The following is a 17,391-nucleotide window of genomic DNA, read 5'->3' on the forward strand; positions in this document are numbered from 1 at the left end:
AAGTGGTCGAATAAATGGGAAAGGTGACTAAATTGGGGAGTGAGAAAAGTGATGTGGTTGAAAAAAGAGGAAAAGTGGTTGAATTATGTCAGAGAGTGGCTGAAAGATTCATAGAAGTGGTCGAATAAATGGGAAAGGTGACTAAAATTGGGGAGTGGAAAGAGTGATGTGGTTGAAAAAAGAGGAAAAGCGGTTGAATTATGTTGGAGAGTGGTTGAAAGTATAATGGAATTGGGCGATTAAATAGGAAAGGTGACTAAATTGGGGAGTGAGAAAAGTGAAGTGGTTGAAAAAAGAGGGAAAGTGGTTGAATTATGTCAGAGAGTGGCTGAATTATTGCATGATTTTTAGTAATCTAGTAAAAGTTTAGATTATATATGGGAATATAAATTATAATTAGAGGAATCACCTATTAAGATAACGAATATTAACCCAAATAAAAAATAAGGAGATGATTGTTTTTGATTATGAAAGAACGGCTAAAGCCATTATACCTCCGAAAACAAGAAGCGTTGTTGCGGAGACTTCCAAAATCCCATATACTGTATCCAAAAATCGAACGAGACTATCAAAAAAATCTTGCAGGGTACAAGGGGGAAAAATCTATTGACTATTTTCTCAGTTACTTAAAAGAAGAGTATCTTATTTTCCATAATGTTAGACTTCTTGATCGCAAGCACTTTTTTCAAATGGATACTCTAATTTTAACTCCTTCATTTGCTTGTATTTTAGAAGTAAAGAATATAGCTGGATCAATTTTTATAAATGAGGAAACTGATCAGATGATTCGTACTTTGGATGGAAAAGAGGAAGGATTTCTTAGTCCATTGATACAAGTTAGGCGGCAGCAAGATCATTTTAGTAATTGGTTAAAAGAACAAGAAATACCCCATCTGCCCTGTATAGGATTAATTGTCCTCAGTAACCCTTCTACATTTTTAAAATCTTCTAATCCACAAATACTCCAAGCTGCAACTATTCCAAGTAAATTTGCATCCCTCGAGAATAAATATAAAGCGATGAAGCTGAAGAAACAAAATATAAATAGACTTTCAGCCAAAATTGCGGAATCTCATGTTGAGAATGATGGTTTAATTTTAGAACACTATCAGCTAGTAAAGTCTGAGATATTAACAGGTGTTCATTGTCCATTTTGTAAAACCATTCCCTTGACGAAAACGTTTGGCTATTGGACATGCCAAAAATGTGGCCAAAAATCCAAAAACGCACATACTGATGCTCTGACTGATTATATGCTTCTTTTTTCTGAGCGTATAAGTAATCGGGAAGTTCGATCATTTCTGCACATAAAATCCAGTTCAACTGCGAAAAGAGTTTTACAGAAACTGCATTATCCATATACAGGTAATACAAAGAATCGGACCTACCTTATAAAAGACAATCAATCTGAAAAATAGTAGGAAAGCGGCTCAAATAATTCTATTATTAGATTGATACTGGTGATGAAACTCTATCTATGGTACAGTGAAACATGTGTCATTTTGGTAGAATAAAAAGGTCTTTTGTTATATTTGAAATATAATTGTAATATTATATACATTGTTTTGTCATTTTTTGATGATATACTACTAATTGTGGCAAATCTGAGTATAAAGTAATGTTTTTAATAGATACATAGGAAAAAATACTGATTGTACGAGAGAAACGAAAGTAGGGAAGAGAATGTCGAAAAAGAAACTAGTTATCATGAATTTAGCAGTCATGATCGGATTAGGAAGTTCATTTGCTATTCCTTCGGCTAACGCTGAAACGGCAGAACGTACAGAAATTCAGGAAAATATAAAAGATGCAACTCAAGACGTTGAGAAAATACAACAAGAGTTGGCTGAATTAAAAAAGCAAAGTGAACGTGTTGAATCAGCAATTAATGACAACACAAAGAAAATTGAAGAAACTGAATCAAAAATAGAAACAGCTCAAGCTGAAATTACAACAATGGAATCAGAGATTTCAAAGCTGGAACAAGCAATTAAAGAGAGAACAGATATTTTAAAACAACGTGCAATTTCTTACCAACATAGTGGTGGTAATGTAGAGTATATAGATGTGTTACTAGGTTCTAACAGTTTTAGTGATTTCGTCAATCGTGCTGTTGCAGTTGGTAAGATTGTAGAAGCTGACCGTACAATGATTCAACAACAAGAAGCTGACGAACAAGAATTAAATGAAAAGAAAGTTTCAAAAGTTGAAGCGCTTTCGGATTTAGAAGGCATGAAATCAGAGTTAGAGGGTATGCAGGAACAAATACTTTCTCAAAAAAAGGAAAATGATACGTTAATAGGACAACTAAAAGATGAAGAAACAGCGAAACTAGCTGCAGTCAATAGCCTTAAACAAAAAGAAGCTAATTTAGCTGCTCAAGAAGCTGCCGCAGCTGCAATGGCTCAAGCTTCAGCAAATTCATCAAATGATTCTGTTGATAATAGTTCATCAAATGATTCTTCTAGTGATTCATCTAGTTCAGTAAAATTAGCAAAGGGAACTTCTTCTAAAACGACAACTGTTGAATCAACACCTGTAAATCCGAATGGAACAGTGAATGATTTAATTCGTGCTGGGTATAAGTATATCGGAAACTCAGTTTATGTCTTTGGTGGCGGAAGAAATTCCTATGATGTAGCAAATGGTCGCTTTGATTGTTCTGGATTTGTGCATTGGGCATTCTCTACAATAGGAGTAAACGTAGGCGCAAGCACTGACTCACTTAAATATGCAGGTAAACAGGTTTCTACAAGCAATATGCAACCTGGAGACTTAGTATTCTTTAACACTTACAAAACTGATGGACATGTTGGCATCTATGTAGGTGGAGGTAAATTTATCGGATCACAAAGCTCAACTGGTGTAGCTATAGCTGATATGTCCAGCGGTTATTGGGCTCAAAAATTTAACGGACGTGTAGTACGCGTAAGCATGTAATACTTTTAAAGCTGGCACATAGTTGTCAGCTTTTTGCTTTGAAAAAACTTATGTACTAAATAAATTCCCGATTATAATATATCTAAACATGTTTTTTGATTAAAAATGATGAAAAAGAAGCTTGCAATTCAACAGCCCATATAATAAAATATAAATCGTAATAATTACGTTTTGTGCTAATGGGAGTTAATTTCATTCCGGAATTATAAAATATAAATCGTAATGATGCTGGTTTATAGAAGGAGAAGATGAATGGTCAAAAGAAAAGTTCCTGTAACAGTGTTGAGTGGATATTTAGGTGCGGGCAAAACAACATTATTAAATCATATTCTAATGAACAAAGAAAATAGGAGAATTGCTGTAATAGTCAATGATATGAGTGAAGTCAATATTGATGCCTCACTTATTAAACAAGGAGGCTTTACGAGGACAAATGAAAAGCTAGTGCAGCTTCAGAATGGATGTATTTGTTGTACACTCCGAGAGGATCTTAATGTTGAAGTGAAAAAGCTTGTGGAACAAGGGGATATTGATTATTTAGTTATTGAATCTACCGGTATTTCTGAGCCGATACCTGTGGCGCAAACTTTTTCATATATAGATGAGGAGCTCGGAATTAATTTAACTGATAGTTGTGTTCTTGATGCGATGATTACTGTGGTTGATGCAAACAGGTTTTGGCATGATTTTGCTTCAGGGGAAACATTACTTGATCGAAAAGAAGCGACAGATCTGTCTGATACGAGAGAAGTTGTTGATTTACTTATAGATCAAATCGAATTCGCTAACATTCTACTATTGAATAAAACAGATTTGGTAAATGAAGAGGATGCTAAGGAATTAAGTGGAGTGATCCATAAGTTAAATCCTAACGCCAAGATTATTGAAACTAGTTTTTCGAAGGTTTCATTGGCTGAAATTTTAGATACAGAGTTATTTGATTTTGAAGAGGCAAGTCAAGCGGCTGGATGGATTCAGGAGCTTGTTAATGAACATATACCTGAAACAGAAGAATATGGGATTTCGTCATTTGTTTACAAACAAAAGCGTCCATTTCATCCAGAAAGATTTATGAACTGGTTAGAAAACTGGCCAGTTGACGTTGTGAGGGCAAAAGGATTTTTTTGGCTCGCATCAAGAAACGAGATAACAGGTCTTCTCTCTCAGGCAGGTCCATCTATCACAATTCAAGGTGCAGGTGAATGGATTGCAACATATCCAGAGGAAGAACAAGAGGTCATTTTGAAAGAGGAACCAGAGTTGCTTGAAAAATGGGATAAACGATATGGTGATCGCATAACGGAATTAGTGATGATTGGAATTGATATGAACCGTGATGAAATTGAAACAAGTCTTAATCTATGTTTATTAACAGATGCTGAAATGCAGCAAAACTGGTCTCAGTTTAATGATCCACTTCCAGCATTTGACGTAACAAACTAAAATTAGGAGGGAAAATAATGAGAGTAAATATTACATTAGCATGCACAGAAACAGGAGACCGTAATTATATTACAACAAAAAATAAACGAAACAATCCAGATCGAATTGAATTGAAAAAATATTGCCCGCGATTAAAACGATATACGTTACATCGTGAAACAAAATAGAAATTTAGTTACGAAAGAAAAAGACTGTCACTTAAGGCGGTCTTTTTTATGTTCAGAAGTTTTTATTCTGGGTATTATTAAAATAAGGCTCTTCCCATAAGGTTCCTGGCAATAAAGCAAGTTTCCTAACCTGATAGAAATCATTGTGATGACAGTTTATACAAATTACTGAGTTTATTTTTCAAAATGTAACATATTTTATAGAAATTTGAATAAAGTGATAAAAAAGAAGGATATTTATCAGTTTTTGTCTAATTATCATTAAGGCATTCACACAATGAAAGTGGTGAAAAAGTGAACTCGATATCTGGATCAGGTTGTTCGGTTGAAGAGAAGGTAATTAAGTTTTTGGAGAAAGTTCAGAGTGAGTTTTTAGGAATGTGGCTAGAAAATGTTATTGTAAATGAAAATGATATCTTCAAAGATCGGGTAGGGCATAATGGATACGAAATGTATCAATTGGTCAAAAAATCTTTGCTGCAGACAATAAATGATGATGAACTGAAAGAGCTTGCTTATAGAGTAGCAAAGGAACGCGTACTAAGTAAAAGCAATATCGGAGAGTTTGTTTTCAATATGAATATCGGAAGAAGCACACTTATTAAATATGTCAACAAGTCAGGTGTTTCTATACAGGAACTTCAGCCAATCATTGACAGAATAAACGATCATTTCGACAGATATTGTTTTCATGCTGTTACAAGATATACAGAGTTAAAAGATATTGAGATAAATGAAAAAATGCTTTTTGTGAATCAGTCACATAAAGATCGATTATCACTACTAGGTCAAATGTCTTCAAGTTTTGTCCATGAATTTAGAAATCCATTAACATCTGTGATGGGATTTATGAAGTTGCTAAAAAATGAGCATCCCGATTTAAAATATATGGATACGATTGAACATGAGTTGGATCAGTTAAAGTTTAGAATTACTCAATTCTTACATGCTTCCAGGTTAGATTCCGGAGAAAAAACGCACAAAGAGATTCAAGTAGACAGCCTCTTTTCTGATATTATTTCTTTTTTATACCCAAGTATAGTAGATGGAGATGTAAATGTATCAACCTCTATTGATCCTAATTGCAAGATTATCGCAGCAAAGGATGAAATAAAACAAGTGTTGGTTAATATCATTTTAAATTCCATTGATGCTTTGAAACAAAAAAACTCTATGGAGCGTAATCTATGGATTACCTGTGAAAAAACTGAACATACTATCTCCTTTAAGATAACAAATAATGGCCCTCAAATCCCCGAAGAAATAAGGGAAACGATTTTTGAACCTTTTTACACAACCAAGAGCTTTGGTACGGGAATTGGATTATATGTTTGTAAATCAATTATAGAAAAACATCATGGAACCATTTTTTGCGAATCAGATCAGCATCAAACCTCTTTTGTGATTAGATTGCCTGAAAAAGCTGAATGAACCGACCTTAATCGTTATTGAGATCGGTTTCTTTTTTAGGTTTATAGAAATAAGAAATTTCTCGAAATTTCAGTTTTTGCCTATTTATCTTTATAAGTACTTCATGTTATACTAAACAACGTAACAAATGTTCATTTAATAATGAACGAAATTTCGTATAAAGGGGTTACGATAATGAAAATAGGTGTAGTTCATTTTGGTTGTGCTTCAGCAGGTACAGCACAGATCGTTCGTACCCTAGTAGAAGAACTTTCCAGTCAAAGTTACAATGTTATTGGGATTGAATGGGACGATACAACAAAACAGTTAAATCGTAAGGAGCTTAATGAGAATACATATCGTTCGTTTGGTGTAACTTCCCATGTATTGAATGCTTTTCCACTTACTATATGGAACGATCAAATATCCGTACTTGCTAGTGAATTAACAGAGCTTGATCAGGTTATTTTATTAGGGGATACGAAAGTCAATGTAACCGGTTATTCAGGGAAATTACTGCAAGTACCTGTTAGTATCTTTAATAACATTGACGATTCAGAACTTACATTGGGTTTTGATACTGCACTAAATTCAATTGTAGAAAATATTGAAAGAGTAAGAGATACGGCTAGTTCCTTATCTTATGGAAAGGTACGGGTTTTTAACGTGCAAATTCCCGGTGCAGAGAATTCGAAATTAGTACATGACACAGCACTGGCAGTTGAAGCTGAAGTAGTGGAGCGAGTTGATTCAACACTCATTGCTCATTTAAGACAACATATTAAACAAAAAGAACTGAACAATGAAGGATACACCTTTTTCATGATGGATCAAGATGTTGATCCTGTAGCATTAGAAGAACACTTTGGAGAATTTGACCTTGATTGGAAAGTCGTTGTGATCGATGAATCACAATGCAGTGGTCCATATCCGACTGCATTAGATCGACTTCTCGCTAATCAATTGAAAAAAGCAATTGTTGAATGGTCTACATCAGATCAGCCATCAGGTCAATTAATCATAAAAGATAAAAAAGCAGTATTAAAAGAAATATTACATTCGGAGGGAATATAATGAGCGAATTAACAAATGTTGAAAAATTATCGATTGAAACGATCCGTACATTATCAATTGATGCAATTGAAAAGGCAAACTCAGGTCACCCAGGTATGCCGATGGGTGCAGCACCTATGGCGTATACGTTATGGACAAAATTCATGAATGTTAATCCTTCTAATCCTGAATGGTTTAATAGAGATCGTTTTGTATTATCAGCTGGACATGGTTCTATGCTTTTATATAGCCTTCTTCACCTTACAGGTTATGGTGTATCAATGGATGATTTAAAATCATTTAGACAATGGGGAAGCAAAACTCCAGGTCACCCTGAGTTCGGACATACACCAGGTGTTGATGCAACAACTGGTCCACTTGGACAAGGAATTGCGATGGCAGTAGGGATGGCTATGGCTGAGCGTCATTTAGCTGAAACTTACAACAAACCATCATACAATGTAGTTGATCACTACACATATGCAATCTGTGGTGATGGAGACCTAATGGAAGGTATTTCTTCTGAGGCAGCGTCATTAGCAGCACATTTAAAACTTGGACGTTTAGTTGTTCTGTATGATTCAAACGATATTTCTTTAGATGGTGATCTTGATCGTTCATTCTCTGAAAATGTTGAACAACGTTTCACAGCACAGGGCTGGCAAGTCATCCGTGTTGAGGACGGAAATGATTTGAACGAAATTTCAAGTGCGATTGAACAAGCGAAGCAAGATTTAAACCGTCCTACACTAATTGAAGTAAAAACAACAATTGGTTTTGGTTCACCAAACAAATCTGGTAAATCAGCTTCACACGGTTCTCCACTGGGTGCGGATGAAATTAAGTTAACAAAAGAAGCGTATGCTTGGACATTTGAACAAGATTTCCATGTACCAGATGAAGTATATGATCACTTTAACAAAACAGTGAAAGAAGCTGGAAGTGCAAAAGAAAATGAGTGGAACGAATTAGTAGCTGGATATGAAAAAGAGTATCCGGAGTTAGCAAACCAATTTAAAGTTGCGATCAATGGTGAACTTCCTGAAGGTTGGGATAAAGATATTCCAGTTTACGAAGAGGGATCAAGCCTTGCATCACGTGCTTCTTCAGGAGCGGTATTAAATGGTATTGCGAAAAATCTTCCATCATTCTTTGGAGGTTCAGCAGATTTAGCCGGTTCTAACAAAACAACCATTAGCGGTAGTGGTGACTTCACAAGTGAAGATTACAGCGGCCGTAACATCTGGTTTGGTGTACGAGAATTTGCAATGGGTGCAGCATTAAACGGTATGGCACTTCACGGCGGATTACATGTATTCGGTGGTACATTCTTCGTATTCTCTGACTACTTACGCCCTGCAATCCGTCTGGCAGCTCTTATGAATTTACCGGTAACATATGTATTCACACATGATAGTATTGCTGTTGGTGAAGATGGTCCAACACATGAGCCGGTAGAACAACTTGCATCATTACGTGCAATGCCAAATCTTTCAGTGGTTCGTCCAGCAGACGGTAATGAAACTGCAGCAGCATGGAAAACAGCAATCGAGTCTAAATCAACTCCAACTGCATTAGTGTTAACTCGTCAAGACTTACCAACAATCAAAGGAACAAAAGACACTGCATATGAAGGTGTTCAAAAAGGTGCTTATGTTGTCTCTCCAGCTGGAAAAGAAACTGCAGACGTTCTTTTATTAGCATCAGGTTCTGAAGTAGGTTTAGCTGTAGAAGCACAACAAGTTTTAGCTCAAGAAGGCATTGAAGCAGCAGTTGTAAGTATGCCTGCATGGGATCGCTTTGAAAAGCAATCTGTTGAATACAAACGCTCAGTTCTTCCAAAAGAAGTGAAAAAGCGTCTTGCAATTGAAATGGGATCTCCACTAGGTTGGGATCGTTATTCAGGAGATGAAGGTGATATTCTAGCTATCAATACATTCGGTGCATCTGCTCCGGCAAATCGTATTCTAGCTGAATATGGCTTCACTGTTGAAAACGTAGTAGCTCGTGTGAAAAAATTAATCGCTGAATAATAGATGCAAACAACAGAGGCTGACGTACATATAATGTCAGCCTCTCGTTTGTCATAGGAAAAGGCTCTTTTCTTTAAGATTGTTGTTTTTTATAAGTTCTGTTATGAAAAACTGATTTGGTTAATTGGAGCGGAAGGTGCGAGACTCCTGTAAGAAATGTGGAAGTGCCTTGATCAGCCTAGGGCAAATAAGACGATTTAGAATAGAAGACGTTCTTTGTCTTCAATTCTAAATTGGCTTATGACCTCGAAGAAGGGCTAGGCGCTGGAACAAGACAAGGGAGTAGCGGACAGGTGAGACCCCGCAGGCGCTATGCATTGAGGAGACTCACCACCCGCCCCACTTAAGATGAGCATCCTGAAGCACCAATTAACCTTCTCAACACTTATTACAAAGCAACAAAGTTTGAAGAAATAGCCTATAAAAAAGATAATTAGGTGCTGTAAATGGAAAAAGATAAACTTAATAAAATTGTTGAAGCGGCCAGACTTTATTATCAATTAGATTATAGTCAGCAGGAAATTGCGAAAAAATTGGATGTTTCAAGACCAACTGTTTCCAGATTGCTCAAACAAGCAAAGGACTTGGGAATTGTTGAAATTAAAATCAATAATCCAACAGAAGCAGACGAATTATTAACTGAGCGTATAAAAGAAAAATTTGGACTAAAGGAAGTTGTTGTTGTATCTTTATCAGAGTATGATAATCGTTATATCAAACAACAGCTTGGCGAAGTAGCCGCAAACTATCTTCATAAAATTGTTAAGGATTATGATGTCATTGCGACATCCTGGGGTACGACAGTTTATGAAGTAGCAATGAGATTAAAGCAAAGACCATTAAGTCATACAACCATCGTTCAACTAAACGGCGGTGTAAGTCATTCAGAAACAAAAACCTATGCATCTGAAATTATTCATTTATTTGGTGAGGCCTTCCACACACAAACGTTTTTGTTACCGCTGCCAGCTATCGTAGATCATATTGTTGTAAAACAAGCGATTGAAGCAGATCGTCATATTCATAAAATCCTTGACCTTGGTAAAAAAGCGAATATTGCCATCTTTAGTGTAGGAACACCTGTTGTTGATTCAGTATTATTACAGGCTGAGTATTTGTCCAGAGAAGATCAGCATCTAATTCAATCCAAAGCAGCTGGTGAAATTTGTTCTCGCTTTTTTGATAAAAATGGGGAGATTTGTGTGGAGAGCTTAAATAACCGTACGATTGGAATTGAGCTGAATGAACTGGCCAAAAAGGAAAAATCGATATTAGTTGCCGGTGGTCCAAAAAAGGTAGAGGCTATATATGGTGCACTTAAAGGCAAGTATGCAAATGTATTGATCACAGATCAACAGACGGCAAATATTTTAGCAGATATGGGATCATAGTTGTCTACACTTGAAAATTACGTTATCGTCAAGTATAAGGAGGGAAAGATATGAGATTATCTGGTAAAAAGATCTTAAGCTTTGTCCATGAAGATTTTGAAGATTTGGAGCTGTGGTATCCCATTCATCGCTTGCGTGAGGAAGGAGCCACTGTTCACCTTGCTGGTGAAGATGCTAATTTCACCTATAAAGGTAAATATGGTGTACCCGCAACATCAGATATGGATTTTAAACAAGTCAATCCTGATCACTATGACGCATTGTTAGTCCCAGGTGGCTGGGCTCCGGACAAGCTTCGCCGCTTTAAGGAAGTGATTGATATTACACAGCATATGGAGGAACAGAAGAAGCCAATCGGACAAATCTGTCATGCAGGCTGGGTGTTAATATCAGCGAAGATTTTACAAGGGAAAAAAGTAACGAGCACACCGGGAATCCGCGACGATATGGAAAATGCGGGTGCAACCTGGTTAGATGAAGCAGTTGTAGTTGATGGACATCTTGTCTCAAGTCGACGCCCACCAGATTTACCTGATTACATGAGAGAGTTTATTAAAGTCTTAGAAAACAAATAAGTTTTTGTGAAGCCCGATTTTTATGTCTTGTAGAAATCGGGTTTATTCCTTTATACTGGGAAAAAGTAGAAAGAGGAGACGGCCAAAAATGGAATATACATATAAAATCCATGATCAAATCAGTGCATTAGAATTATCTCAAGTGTTTAAAGCATCAGGAATCAAAAGACCAGTAGATGATTTACCTCGATTACAGCGTATGCTTGATCATGCAGATATTACCATTACTGCAAGACTTGGCGGGAAAGTCATAGGGGTAGCCCGTGCAATCACTGATTTTAACTATTGCTGTTATTTATCAGACTTAGCCATCGATAACGAACATCAAAAACAAGGAATCGGTAAAGAACTTGTTCGATTGCTTCAAGAAGAGATAGGTGAAGAAGTATCCCTCTTATTACTTGCATCACAGGAAGCGATGGAATATTACCCGAAAATTGGTTTTACGTCAATCGATAATGGTTTTTTAATTCGTCGAAAACGATGAATATTGAAATGAAAGCAGACAATGAGTCTGTTTTTTTTGTCATTTTTACATCGATAATTGACGCAACCTCCACTTAAAATGGTGCAATAACGCCAAAAAGATACAACGCATTTACATAATGACATATCCACTCCTATATTTAACGCATCCCACCACAGATTTGCTGTATTTCACCATCTTCCAAGCGAATATACGTCTCAAGCCTTAGATGATTTTACACCTCAAGGCAATTATCGTTTCCACATTTTGTTATTAAAATAAGGTCTGTAGTAATGAACTGATCATACTTCTTTTGACTCTGGTAAGAAAGGAGCCCAATGTTTTATTAAAAATAAATGGATTTGAAAGGAGAAATTAGCAAATGTCATGGTTTACAAAATGGTCATTTAAAAACAAAGCAGCCGTTTTCTTAATGTCTGCGATTATTCTTGTAATGGGGGTTCTTAGTTATTTCCGACTTCCAATGGAGTTTTTACCCTCTGCAGACCAGCCGTTTATTTCGGTTGTGACGATGGGGACAGGGGTTGATGCGAGCACGATGGAAAAGCAGGTGACAACCCCGATTGAAGAAGCAGTTGAGAGTATGAATGGAAAGCTAAATGTGTTTTCGACTACAGGTGATGGATACTCCTCTGTTGATATTCACCTTGAATCTAGTGTGGATAAGAAAGAAGCAAAACGGGAGATTGAAGAGGCCCTCTCAAATGTAACACTTCCGGAATATGTTATGAAGCCAAACATCGTACAGTTAAATACCTCAATGATTCCCGTTTCTTATATCGCTCTTACTTTTGATAAAGGAATCAGTCCGGAAACTGTTCAGTATGCACAGGATGAAATTTTGCCGCAATTTCAAGATATTAAAGGTGTAGCAGAAATTCAAACAAACGGTATTATTCCTTCTTTTGTTTCTGTCAAACTTAATGAAAAAAAGATGGCTGAAAAAAATGTTTCAATTGAACATATTATGACAATGCTTCAGGGACAAAATACCGCTGCGGCTGTTTCGGAAACGACAGTTGATGGTAAATCGGCTAACATAAAAGTTATTGGTAATGTAAAAACGATAGAAGATCTTGAAGATACAGAAGTGGCTCCAAATGTGCCGTTGCATGAAGTAGCATCCATCTCAATGGAAAAGCAGGAAGGCAATTTAACTAAAGTAAATGGTGCTGATGCTCTTACATTTGTTGTCACAAAGGACAGTCAATCAAATGCAGTAACGATTAGTAAAGAAGTGGAAAAAGTATCAAAAGAAATAAACGAGAACTACGATGATTTAGAAACAACCGTCATTTTAGCATCTGCCGATATGGTCGAATCTTCCGTTCACAGTATGATCAAAGAAGTATTACTTGGTGCTTTGTTTGCAACAATTGTCATTATGTTGTTTTTAAGAAATTTACGTTCGACATTGATTACAATTGTCTCCATTCCATTGTCATTAGGCTTTACTCTATTTTTATTAGCTCAATCCGGTGTGACATTAAATATTTTAACACTTGGTGGAGTGGCTGTGGCAGTTGGCCGACTTGTTGATGATAGTATTGTTGTCATTGAAAATATCTTTAGAAGAGCACAAACAGAGAAATTTTCAGTTAACATGGTCATTGAGGCAACAAAAGAAGTAGGCTCTGCCATTACTTCGTCGACATTAACGACAGTTGCCGTTTTCTTACCAATGGGGTTACTTAATGGCGGTCTGCAGGATTTTCTCTTACCATTTGCATTAACGATTACGTACTCATTGTTAGCATCTTTAATTGTGGCGTTAACAATTGTCCCTGTTATGAGTGCCGGATTACTTAAAAACGCCAAAATAAAAGAGCATAAGCCATCAGTACGTTTTTCGGCATTTTTGACTTGGTCCTTAAATCATAAATGGGTCGTCTTTATAACAGCGATCATCCTTTTGGCAGGATCAATAGGAGCATATTTTGTTCTTCCTAAAGGTTCTGTGAATAAAACTCAAGCTGACTATGTTTTTGTATCATTGGCATATCCGAATGATACACCTATTGAAAAAGTAAAAGAAGAGTCTGTTAAGCTTGAAAACTATATACTGGAACAAAAAGAATTGGAAAATATGTATCTTCAGCTTGGAAATTCTGCTGATGCAGCGAAATATGGTGCAGTTGGAAATCCAACAGAAACTCAGATTATGGCGATCTTAAAAGAAGATGCAGATATGAGCGAATTTATTGAAAAAGTCCTTGATCAAAAAGATGAATATAAGGATGCTGCCTTAGAGGCAACAGAAGCTTCCATGATGGGTGGAGGAAGTACGTCAATTACAATTGATATAATGGGTGATCGTCTAAATGACCTTGTTGCTGTTTCTGAGAATATCCAACAAAGGGTCAAGGAAATTGACGGAGTTGAAGAGGTCACAACAAACCAAGAAGAAACAAAAACAGTTTATTCATTTGTCGTTGATCCAAGTATGGCAAAAGCTGATCAAATTGCCCAACAAGCAGCTGTTATGTTGAATCAAACTCCACTGGGTTCAATAGAGGTAAATGACCAGCAAACAATGGTGATGCTGGAGCCTGTTTACTCAGCAGAAACGAAAAAGGACCTTTCAGAGGTTCCAATTATGACACAGGCAGGAATGACACCTATTTCAAAGGTAGCAGAGTTAACAGAGACTGAAGAACCAACAAGTTCATTCCATAAAGATGGAAAACAATATGTAAGAGTGACGGCGGATGTTGATCCTGAAAAACTATCAATCATTTCAACAGAAATAAATAGTGAAATTTTTGGAAGTGAAGACCTAGAGGGGATTGATTTGCCAGACGATGTTGAAGTATTTGTTGGTGGTGCAAGTGCAGATCAAGCGAGTGATTTTAATGATTTGTTTATGACGATGTTAGCATCTATCGGGATTGTCTTTCTCATCATGGTCATTACGTTTAAAACGATTCGTGCACCGATTGCTATTCTATTTTCACTGCCACTTGCTGCAATTGGAGCGATTCTTGGGATTATCATTAGTGGAATAACAGTTGATATTACCTCATTATTGGGAGCACTTATGCTTATTGGAATTGTCGTGACCAATGCCATTGTGTTATTAGATCGAGTAAAACAAAATGAAGAAACCATGATCATACGTGATGCCATTGTTGAAGCGGCAACTATACGAATGAGGCCAATCATTATGACAGCTGTTGCAACCATCTCAGCTATGCTTCCTCTGTTATTTAAAGAAGCGGAGGCAGGAAACTTAGTTTCTGCAAGCTTAGCAGTTGTTGTCATTGGCGGGTTAAGTGTTGCGACATTATTAACGCTTGTTGTGATTCCTGTTGTGTATGAATTGTTATACTTTAGAAAGTCAAAAAAGCAACGTAAATTAGCAGAAGAACAAGAGAAGACACTGGCTGTTGATAGAGAGATAATTTAAGAATAGAACGCCGGGTAGATGTATACTCGGCGTCTATTAATTTTGAAAAAATGCGAGACAATATAAGCAGCCTCTGTTTATCTTAATAATGATTCCGCACCATCAACAAAGATTTCTGTTCCAGTTATATGTGAAGATAAGTCAGAAGCTAAAAATGTAACTAAATCAGCTACCTGTTCCGATTTCCCCGGTTTATGATCGAGAGGTTGGTCTCCCTCAGGAAAAACGATAGGGATTTCAATCTTTTTTAGGTCAGAAGATTGATGAATTGACTCTTGAATATTTGTTTCAATGGCACCAGGACAAATTGCATTAACACGGACTTTATATCGGGCAAGTTCTAATGCAGCCATTTTCATAAATGCAATCTGGCCGGCTTTTGATGTACTATAAGCTGTAAAACCGGTTTGTGAGAAAATGCGGTTACCACTAACAGAGCTTGTAATAATAATACTGCCTCCGTTATCTTTCATAAAAGGAATTGCATATTTAACTGTTAAAAAAGTTCCTGTTAAATTAGTATTTATGGTACGCTCCCAATCTTCCTCTTTCATCGTTTCAATCGGAGCCATTTCTCCAGCAATACCGGCATTAGCAAATAAAATATCTATCCTTTTCCACTCATCCATTGCAGCTTCTATTCCTTCTAATATTTCCTGTGATGAGTTGATATCACACTTCTTAGCAATGGCTTTGCCACCAGCATGTTCAATTTGTTTCTTCACGTTATTTGCATGCTCAATGTTAATATCTAACAGACATACTTTTGCTCCTTCACTTACTAAGCGAAAGGCTGTTGCACGCCCTAACCCGGAACCGCCACCAGTGATAACTGCTACTTTCCCTTTTAGGCTATGATTATTTAACATATTTTGAAGTCCTTTCCTATTTGTTTCTTATATATTTAACAGGAATCAGTTATCGTAAACCATATAACCCTTGGTATTATAATAAGAGAAGGAAAAGATGAAACTTTTATTCTATCTTTCCGTAATATGTATGGGAGTAAAAGGAATGGAAAAACAATGATAAATAGACAAAATAAGGGTGATGAATATGATGAATAAATATTGGCTTGCCTCTTTTCTCTTCATTCTACTTATTTGTACAGGTTGTACGAATGAAGGTGAAAAATTAGCAGTATCATCAAATGAGAAGAAAGACGAAAAATCCGTAGCAAACCAGGAAGAAAAGAACAAAGAGGAGCTATCAGGTATAAATGAGCTTTCCACTTCTGTAACAGTAGAGTCTTTAATGAACTTTCAAGCAGGAGAATTAACTAAGGATATTACATATGAAGAAGATACAGAGCGAGTCCTATGGGGACTCGAAGAACTTGACCCTCAATACATAAATAACATGAAAGAAGTATTGGAGCCAGTAGCGGAGGATACGGACGATCCGGAAAAGCTTATGAAAGCATTAGTGTTTTATACAGGGAGCCCGAGCTATGATGAAATTGTCCGGGACTTAGATTCGTTTACTCCGGGATTTAATGAGCCGCTACTTCCTCGTCCTGAACAGGTTTCGAAAAATGAAAGTGCTAAAAAGGAAAACTATTCTTATATTTTACTTGATGCTAGTTCAAGTATGTTACTGGACTCAGAAGGAAAGCTGCGCATGGATATTGCAAAAGAGGCTGTTGAAAGCTTTGCAAAAGCTATAGGTGATACAAGTCAGGTTTCACTTGTAGCATTTGGTCATCGAGGTGATGAGTCTGATAGTGGTAAGGGAGAGTCATGTTCGAAAATAGAAGAAGTCTATAAGATGGGAGTTTTTGATGCCGAGCGTTTTAATCACTCTCTTTCTACGGTTGAAGCTAAAGGGTGGACCCCTTTAGCAACAGCAATTGAAAAGACGAGTGAATTCAGTAAGGATCATAATGGTCAAATCACTATTTATATTGTCAGCGATGGTGTGGAAACATGTGATGGAAATCCTACTAAAGCAGCCGAGCAATTAGTTATGGATAAAGGTGAAGACAATGTTTCTGTTAATATAATAGGATTTCAGGTTGATAAAGAAGCGGAAAACCAGTTAAAAGCTGTAGCGAATGCTGGAGAGGGAGAATATTTTGCGGCGAATGGTGAAGAAGAGTTATTAGCCACCATCGAGTATGAATGGCTCCCTTCCATGCTAGAGCTAACTTGGGCTCCAGTTAATTATGTTCCAGATGGATGGGAGATTTTTCGCGAAACTGAGAGGATCACGGATTTAACAAATGGATGGACTGCCTCAATGGCAAGAGAAAGTCAACGATTTCAAGAAGGGTTAAAGATTTGGGAAGAACAAGGGATTTTAACAGAGGAAACATTAACTAAAATCGAAGAATTAGCAGCTGTTCGAGAAGAGGAATTAACTCGTCTTAAAGATGAGTTACAAGAACGAAATAAGAAGGAAATTGATTCGAAAGTAAATGAGATAAAAGAAAAAGTAGATAAATGGGTTGAAGAAATGAAAAAATTAAAAGAACAGACTTAATAGGT

General features: G+C 36.6%; 13 protein-coding genes. 12 read left to right on the forward strand and 1 reads right to left on the reverse strand.

Annotated features, from left to right (window positions below; translation table 11 throughout):
* Positions 1 to 467 precede the first annotated feature (467 nt).
* From AC0L8O_RS01985 to AC0L8O_RS02035, 11 genes are all read left to right on the forward strand, one after another.
* Entirely contained in the window at positions 468 to 1,418 is a 951-nt protein-coding gene (locus tag AC0L8O_RS01985; protein ID WP_473448591.1) for a nuclease-related domain-containing protein, read from the forward strand.
* A gap of 265 nt (positions 1,419 to 1,683) precedes the next feature.
* Positions 1,684 to 2,940, forward strand: a complete 1,257-nt coding sequence (locus AC0L8O_RS01990) for a coiled-coil domain-containing protein (RefSeq protein ID WP_473446391.1) — start codon at positions 1,684 to 1,686, stop codon at positions 2,938 to 2,940.
* Positions 2,941 to 3,192: 252 nt separating this feature from the next.
* On the forward strand, positions 3,193 to 4,383 hold the full coding sequence (locus AC0L8O_RS01995) for a GTP-binding protein (RefSeq protein ID WP_473446392.1): 1,191 nt from the start codon (positions 3,193 to 3,195) through the stop codon (positions 4,381 to 4,383).
* Between the two features lie 17 nt (positions 4,384 to 4,400).
* On the forward strand, positions 4,401 to 4,550 hold the full coding sequence (rpmG, locus tag AC0L8O_RS02000; RefSeq protein WP_026559107.1) for a 50S ribosomal protein L33: 150 nt from the start codon (positions 4,401 to 4,403) through the stop codon (positions 4,548 to 4,550).
* A 294-nt stretch (positions 4,551 to 4,844) separates the two neighbouring features.
* On the forward strand, positions 4,845 to 5,981 hold the full coding sequence (locus AC0L8O_RS02005) for a histidine kinase N-terminal domain-containing protein (protein ID WP_473446393.1): 1,137 nt from the start codon (positions 4,845 to 4,847) through the stop codon (positions 5,979 to 5,981).
* A gap of 174 nt (positions 5,982 to 6,155) precedes the next feature.
* Positions 6,156 to 7,034: a 6-phosphofructokinase gene (locus tag AC0L8O_RS02010; protein ID WP_473446394.1), complete on the forward strand. Its 879-nt coding sequence runs from the start codon at positions 6,156 to 6,158 to the stop codon at positions 7,032 to 7,034.
* On the forward strand, positions 7,034 to 9,046 hold the full coding sequence (tkt, locus tag AC0L8O_RS02015; RefSeq protein WP_026559104.1) for a transketolase: 2,013 nt from the start codon (positions 7,034 to 7,036) through the stop codon (positions 9,044 to 9,046). Before AC0L8O_RS02010 ends, tkt begins: the two co-directional genes overlap by 1 nt.
* Positions 9,047 to 9,492: 446 nt before the next feature.
* Positions 9,493 to 10,437, forward strand: a complete 945-nt coding sequence (locus tag AC0L8O_RS02020) for a sugar-binding transcriptional regulator (RefSeq protein WP_473446395.1) — start codon at positions 9,493 to 9,495, stop codon at positions 10,435 to 10,437.
* Positions 10,438 to 10,487: 50 nt separating this feature from the next.
* The gene (locus tag AC0L8O_RS02025) at positions 10,488 to 11,012 is read left to right on the forward strand and encodes a type 1 glutamine amidotransferase domain-containing protein (RefSeq protein WP_473446396.1); all 525 of its coding nucleotides are present in this window, start codon (positions 10,488 to 10,490) and stop codon (positions 11,010 to 11,012) included.
* Positions 11,013 to 11,100: 88 nt separating this feature from the next.
* A complete protein-coding gene (locus AC0L8O_RS02030; protein WP_473446397.1) occupies positions 11,101 to 11,499 on the forward strand; it encodes a GNAT family N-acetyltransferase in 399 nt (132 codons plus the stop codon).
* A 361-nt stretch (positions 11,500 to 11,860) separates the two neighbouring features.
* A complete protein-coding gene (locus AC0L8O_RS02035) occupies positions 11,861 to 14,905 on the forward strand; it encodes an efflux RND transporter permease subunit (RefSeq protein WP_473446398.1) in 3,045 nt (1,014 codons plus the stop codon).
* A 77-nt stretch (positions 14,906 to 14,982) separates the two neighbouring features.
* On the opposite strand, the gene AC0L8O_RS02040 is transcribed toward AC0L8O_RS02035, so the two are convergent.
* Positions 14,983 to 15,774 carry an SDR family oxidoreductase gene (locus tag AC0L8O_RS02040; RefSeq protein ID WP_473446399.1) on the reverse strand — a complete coding sequence of 264 codons (792 nt, stop codon included), beginning with the start codon at positions 15,772 to 15,774 and terminating at the stop codon, positions 14,983 to 14,985.
* 187 nt (positions 15,775 to 15,961) lie between these two features.
* Between AC0L8O_RS02040 and AC0L8O_RS02045 the strand changes: the two genes are divergently transcribed.
* On the forward strand, positions 15,962 to 17,386 hold the full coding sequence (locus AC0L8O_RS02045; RefSeq protein WP_473446400.1) for a vWA domain-containing protein: 1,425 nt from the start codon (positions 15,962 to 15,964) through the stop codon (positions 17,384 to 17,386).
* The last annotated feature ends 5 nt before the right edge of the window (positions 17,387 to 17,391 follow it).

It is taken from the genome of Metabacillus sp. KJ11-3 (genome assembly GCF_055808295.1).

Coding starts and splice junctions, on each gene's coding strand:
- AC0L8O_RS01985 (WP_473448591.1), top strand. CDS start 468: ATGAAAGAACGGCTAAAGCCATTATACCTCCGAAAACAAGAAGCGTTG.
- AC0L8O_RS01990 (WP_473446391.1), top strand. CDS start 1,684: ATGTCGAAAAAGAAACTAGTTATCATGAATTTAGCAGTCATGATCGGA.
- AC0L8O_RS01995 (WP_473446392.1), top strand. CDS start 3,193: ATGGTCAAAAGAAAAGTTCCTGTAACAGTGTTGAGTGGATATTTAGGT.
- tkt (WP_026559104.1), top strand. CDS start 7,034: ATGAGCGAATTAACAAATGTTGAAAAATTATCGATTGAAACGATCCGT.
- AC0L8O_RS02035 (WP_473446398.1), top strand. CDS start 11,861: ATGTCATGGTTTACAAAATGGTCATTTAAAAACAAAGCAGCCGTTTTC.
- AC0L8O_RS02045 (WP_473446400.1), top strand. CDS start 15,962: ATGATGAATAAATATTGGCTTGCCTCTTTTCTCTTCATTCTACTTATT.
- rpmG (WP_026559107.1), top strand. CDS start 4,401: ATGAGAGTAAATATTACATTAGCATGCACAGAAACAGGAGACCGTAAT.
- AC0L8O_RS02020 (WP_473446395.1), top strand. CDS start 9,493: ATGGAAAAAGATAAACTTAATAAAATTGTTGAAGCGGCCAGACTTTAT.
- AC0L8O_RS02040 (WP_473446399.1), bottom strand. CDS start 15,774: ATGTTAAATAATCATAGCCTAAAAGGGAAAGTAGCAGTTATCACTGGT.
- AC0L8O_RS02010 (WP_473446394.1), top strand. CDS start 6,156: ATGAAAATAGGTGTAGTTCATTTTGGTTGTGCTTCAGCAGGTACAGCA.
- AC0L8O_RS02025 (WP_473446396.1), top strand. CDS start 10,488: ATGAGATTATCTGGTAAAAAGATCTTAAGCTTTGTCCATGAAGATTTT.
- AC0L8O_RS02030 (WP_473446397.1), top strand. CDS start 11,101: ATGGAATATACATATAAAATCCATGATCAAATCAGTGCATTAGAATTA.